The 5,383-nt window shown below is 30.5% G+C and carries 3 protein-coding genes; 1 reads left to right on the plus strand and 2 read right to left on the minus strand.

Going from position 1 to position 5,383, the window contains the following annotated elements:
* The coding region (locus AB1Z17_RS05280; RefSeq protein ID WP_368050753.1) for a membrane-binding protein at positions 1–278 on the plus strand (278 nt) is incomplete at its 5' end.
* 74 nt (positions 279–352) lie between these two features.
* Here the strand turns inward: AB1Z17_RS05280 and AB1Z17_RS05285 are convergent.
* Positions 353–2,308, minus strand: coding sequence for a hypothetical protein (locus AB1Z17_RS05285; RefSeq protein WP_368050754.1), 1,956 nt, complete (start codon positions 2,306–2,308; stop codon positions 353–355).
* Positions 2,309–2,511: 203 nt separating this feature from the next.
* Positions 2,512–5,247, minus strand: coding sequence for an outer membrane beta-barrel protein (locus AB1Z17_RS05290; protein ID WP_368050755.1), 2,736 nt, complete (start codon positions 5,245–5,247; stop codon positions 2,512–2,514).
* Positions 5,248–5,383: the final 136 nt, after the last annotated feature.

A 5,383-nucleotide genomic window follows, 5' to 3' on the forward strand; every position in this document is an offset into this window, starting at 1 on the left:
AATACAAAAAGATAAATGACAATTTAGTTAAAGCGACCTATTATTTTGCCGATAATACTGAAGCCGTTGAACGTGAGGGCTTTTTTGATGCAGATGGAAAGTTAAGCGGAACTTGGGTAAGTTATGATACTATGGGAAATAAAACTTCAATTGCTAATTATGTAAGTGGTAAAAAAGATGGTGTTTGGACCTATTTTAAAAAAGATAAAATAAATGTTATTACTTACAGTGAAAATAAAATTATTAAAGTTGAAGAAAAAGATGTAGTAGTTAATTAATATTAAACTAGCCTTTTAAAATACAAAAGAGGGTGCTAATTTTAGCACCCTCTTTTTTGTAAAATAAATTTTTATTATAAATTTGCTCCAATCCAAGACCAGGTTGAGATATCAACTTTAGTTCCTGTGTTATATGCATTCGTTGTTGAGGCGTCTGCACCATCTATTTGAACATTTGATAAATTTCCGCCATCTTTCATATCGATGTTTTTAGCATAACCACTTAAATATAAATTAGTGATTGTAGCTCCAGACTGTTTTTTGAATTGCAATGCAGTACCATCTACACTAGAAATTGCAGTTACATTAATAAACTTAGGATTGTTATTATCTTTATCTCCTTCAAAAGCGGTTGAAAAACCTTCAATTGTATGAGAAATATAAGTGTTTGTTATAGTTCCGTTCCATCCTTCAGTCCAATCAACAGAATCATCTTCATTGTTTTCTAAATAAATGTTTGTTACTGAGGCAGTTCCTCCAAAGAATTCAATTCCATCATCAGCTCCATCAATTACAGCAATATTCTCTAAAACTGTTCCTGATCCTACTGCATATAAAGAAACACCATTATATTGAGATTCAGAGTTAATTTGAGCTCCAGTTCCTTTAATTACTAAATAATTAATTGAACCCGAACTATCTGTGTCATCTGTTCCACCATAAATAAAACCTCCAACTTCTGCTTCAGCATCTACACCTGCAGTTGTTGTTGCTTTTCCACAAATGGTTAAACCTCCCCAATCAGCTGGTGCAGGATTTACAGAAGACATTACAACAGGATTTTCAGCAGTACCTTCAATATTTATTTTACCACCTTTAAGAACAGCTATATAAACATCAACACCACCTTTATCTGCAGAAATTTTAGTTCCTGCCTCAATAGTTAATGTAACACCATCTTGAACAATATAAGATCCTGTTAAAGTATAATTAGTATCGGCATTTAATGTTTTGTTTGCATTTAAGTTTCCATTTAAAACTTCAAGGGCTACAAACTGCCCATTGATAAAACTCCAGTTAGAAATATCAACTTGAGCACCTGAATTATAAGCAACATCAGTAGCTGCATTTACACCATCAATTATCACATTTGATAAGGCTCCGCCGTCTTTCATATCAATATTGGTATCGTATCCACTTAAATATAAGTTTGTAATAGTAGCGCCAGATTCTTTTTTGAATTGTAATGCTGTACCTCCAACAGTAGATATTGCTGTTAAGTTATTAATTTTAGGATTATTGTTGTCTTTATCTCCTTCAACTACTGTAGAAAAACCTGCAATTGTGTGAGCAACGTAAGCGTTGTTAATTGTTCCGTTCCAACCCTCAGTCCAATCGATGGCATCATCTTCATTGTTCTCTAAATATAAATTATCTACAGAAACTGTTCCGCCAAAAAACTCAACACCATCATCAGAACCATTAATAACAGCAACATTTTGTACTATTGTACCAGAACCAACAGCATAAAAAGAAACTCCATTGTATTGAGATTCAGAGTTAATTTGTGCTCCAGTACCAATAATTACTAAATTTTTAATAGACCCTGAACTATCTGAATCATCGCTACCTCCATAGATAAATCCACCTACTTCGGCTTCGGCATCTACACCAGCAGTTGTTGTTGCTTTACCACAAAGTGTTAATCCACCCCAGTCTCCAGGATTACCATTTGTAGAAGACATAACAACAGGGTTGCTATCTGTACCATTTATATTTATTTTTCCACCTTTTAAAACAGCAATATAAACATCTGTTCCACCATTATCTGCTTCAATTTGTGTACCAGCTGGTATCGTTAAAGTAACACCATCTGAAATTATAAATGAACCTGTTAGTTCATAACCCGTAGAAGCATTTAATGTAAAATCTTCCTCAAGTGTTCCACTCATTACTCCAATTTTTAAATTTTCAATTGTAGGATCAGTTTGATCGATAATTGGAGACGGATCGTTATCATCACAACTTACCAATGTTAATAAAGCAAAAATTGCTACGATTCCTATTAATCTAAAACTAGTTTTTTTCATTTTTTTTAATTTGTATTTGTTTAAATAAATCTATGTGCAAATAACCTTTTTTAGTACTACCTATTTCTTAAGTAAATATTAAGTATGTATTATGAATTTTTGTGTTTTTAATTGTAATGTTAAAAAATTGTTACGTTGGTTTTGTTAAATAAAAAGCGGCTAATTTTTAAAAATTAGCCGCTTTATTCAAATAACTTTTTAAGTTAAAAGGTATATTTTATTCCTAAACTTAAATTCATTCCTTTTTTATAAGAGCTAACAATTTCATTTGTTTTAACTTGAGTTGATAAACTTTTGACTTTTTGAGATTGTTCAATATCCTGATTTAAAATATTTTTACCTGTAAGTTTTATTGAAAGGTTTTCGTTTAGTTTCTTACTTAAAACCAAATCTAGAGTTACAAACCCTTTTTCAATAATTTCATCATTATACAAAACATCACTATTGGTAAAATCTTCTGGAGCACCTAATGCATAAATTTTGTCAGAAGAGTAATTTCCAGCTAATGTTGCTATAAATTCATTTTCTTGATTATTTGAATAACTTAAAGCAGTATTTAAAATAAAATCTGAAGCTCCTTGTAAATAAGATTCGGTTTTACCACCATATTGAAACTCTTCTAATAAATCTTGGTTAAACCACATTTTGGTTGCATTAAGGTTTAGGTTTAAGTCATTATTTTCATTTTCAATAAGGTTAAGTCTTGTTTCAAACTCTAATCCAATTACATCGGCTTTTTCACCAGTATTATCGTATGAGAAATTACCTGATGAACCTCTTGTTTGCGATAAGTTAATTGGATCTTCAATTCTTTTATAAAAACTTGTTACCGATACCAATTCTTTAGATGAAGGAAACAATTCCCACTTTAAATCAATATTATAATTTGTAGATTCTTTTAGGTCTGGATTCCCTTTTGTTACTCTTCCAACAGGAGAAACATATTCAAAAGGCGCAAGTTCTTTAAATTCCGGAAGTGTGATTGTTTTACTACCAGCTAATCTTATAAAGTTCTTTTCATTAATTTCATACTTTAAGTTTAAACTTGGCAAAATATTACTATAGTTATTCGCTAAAGTTCCAACTCTTCCAACATAATTAGCTACATCCCAAATTATATCTAATTCATCCGTTTCATATCTAACACCAATGTTACCAGTTAATTTATTAAATCCAAAATCTAAATTTGCAAATCCTGCATAAGCATCTAATGTAGCCTCGTAAACATCTGGAGATCTTTCTCTTAAAATTAAAGTTCCATTATTGAAATATGTATCTATAAATGCTGCAGATAAATCATCAATAGATGCTACTTGAAATCCTTTTGCTCTAACTCCAATAAATAATGAAGTAAAACTTCTTTCTTTTTGACGAAAATTAGCTCCAAAATTTAATTTTAAAGGATTATCACTATCTGCATTAAATGTAATTTGGTCCTTTATATAACCATTAAGTTCTGTGTCTTTAATTTTTTGATTTGATTTTCTTTGTTGAAAATCTCCAACATGAGCAAACTGAACAGTATTTGCATCTAAAATATTTACCTCGTTTCTAATACGATTTGGTTCTTTTGCAATTACATAGTTGTAACCAACCGCCCAGTTTAATTCATTGTTTTCTGTTATATCATGAGTCCCTAAAACTTGATTCACAAACATACGTGTTTGTTTTAAGTTTTGATCTCTAACAAAAGCACCATATTCTGATGGATCTTGATCAAAAACATACCCTTCTCCATTTCTACCTTGCTCATATAAATAATCAATAGTTTTATTTACAAATAAACTATTATAACTTATTTTATGATTTCCATTTAACCTGTAAGCCAAATTAAATAATCCTGTAGTATTTATATTTGATCCAAAAGTTTCAGCATCTGTAAAAGAGTTATCTAATACATTAGATCTGTATTTTTTAAAAATTCCTTTTTGGTAACTAAATGAATTATCATGCGAAGCTGTTGCAAATATTGATAAGTCCTTGCCAAACAATTCAAACTTTTTACCTCCGGTTAACGAAATCCCAAAATTTAAAGGCGTACTTCTGGTTTCGGTATTCCAACTTTGTAAGGTTATTGCATCAATCAAAGCATATTTCTGAGAATAAAAACCTGCGGTTACATTATTAACATTTTGCGTTGCCTTAAAATTATCAAAAATGCCATTTTTAATTGCATTTGTATTTGTGCCACCACTAATATCAACTGAAAATTTACCACCATTATACTCTTTAGTAGAAATATCGACATTTCCCGAAGCTTGATCTGCATAATTTTCGGTACTATATGTTTTACTAATTCCAACGTTTTGAATAATATCTGTTGAGAATAAATTTAATTCAATATTTTTCTTTTCAACATCATCCGATGGAATAGGTAAACCATTCATAGTTGTTGTTAAATACCGATCTCCCAACCCTCTAATATAAATATCACCAGTACCTTCATTTTTAGTTACGCCAGATATTTTGGAAGTTGCAGCAGCAGCATTAGAAACACCAGTTTTTGCCAATCTTTCGGCTCCAATACTTTCTTTAATAACGGTAGCTTTTCTTTGTTCAGTTAAAAGAGCGCTTTCAGATTCTTTTTTGGTTGAAGCTGTAATTTGAATTTCACTTAAAGAAACCCCTTGGCTTGCGCTTAAAATCTGATCTAGTTTTGTGGTATTACCTTCAGTTACAACTACATTAGTTACTTCTACAGTTTGATACCCAATAAAGCTAAATACAACAGTATAAGTTCCGGGTGCTATTTGAAAAGAATATGTTCCTTCAAATTCTGTAGTTGTTCCAATAGTTGTACCTTTTACAAATACGTTGGCAAATGGTAAAGGTGAGTTTTCTACTTCTTTATCTAAAACAATTCCAGAGATTGTTCCTTTAGCCTGACTAAAAATTAGTGTGCTAAAAAGTAATAATAATACTATAAAAAAATTCTTCATTTCTTAGTTTTGATTTATTGCGCAAAGGAAGTGCAACTAAATAAATGAAAAGTTAAAAGGTTGTTATAAAATTGTAATAAATGCGTTAATTTAATGTAAACTATTTTGCTTTTGATATTACATGTTGTTCAGAGAA

This window comes from Lutibacter sp. (assembly GCF_040883305.1).
In the GTDB taxonomy this organism is placed as follows: domain Bacteria; phylum Bacteroidota; class Bacteroidia; order Flavobacteriales; family Flavobacteriaceae; genus Lutibacter.

What these genes read in the sequence shown, in the direction of transcription:
- AB1Z17_RS05285 (WP_368050754.1), bottom strand. Translation starts at nt 2,308, where the DNA reads ATGAAAAAAACTAGTTTTAGATTAATAGGAATCGTAGCAATTTTTGCT.
- AB1Z17_RS05290 (WP_368050755.1), bottom strand. Translation starts at nt 5,247, where the DNA reads ATGAAGAATTTTTTTATAGTATTATTATTACTTTTTAGCACACTAATT.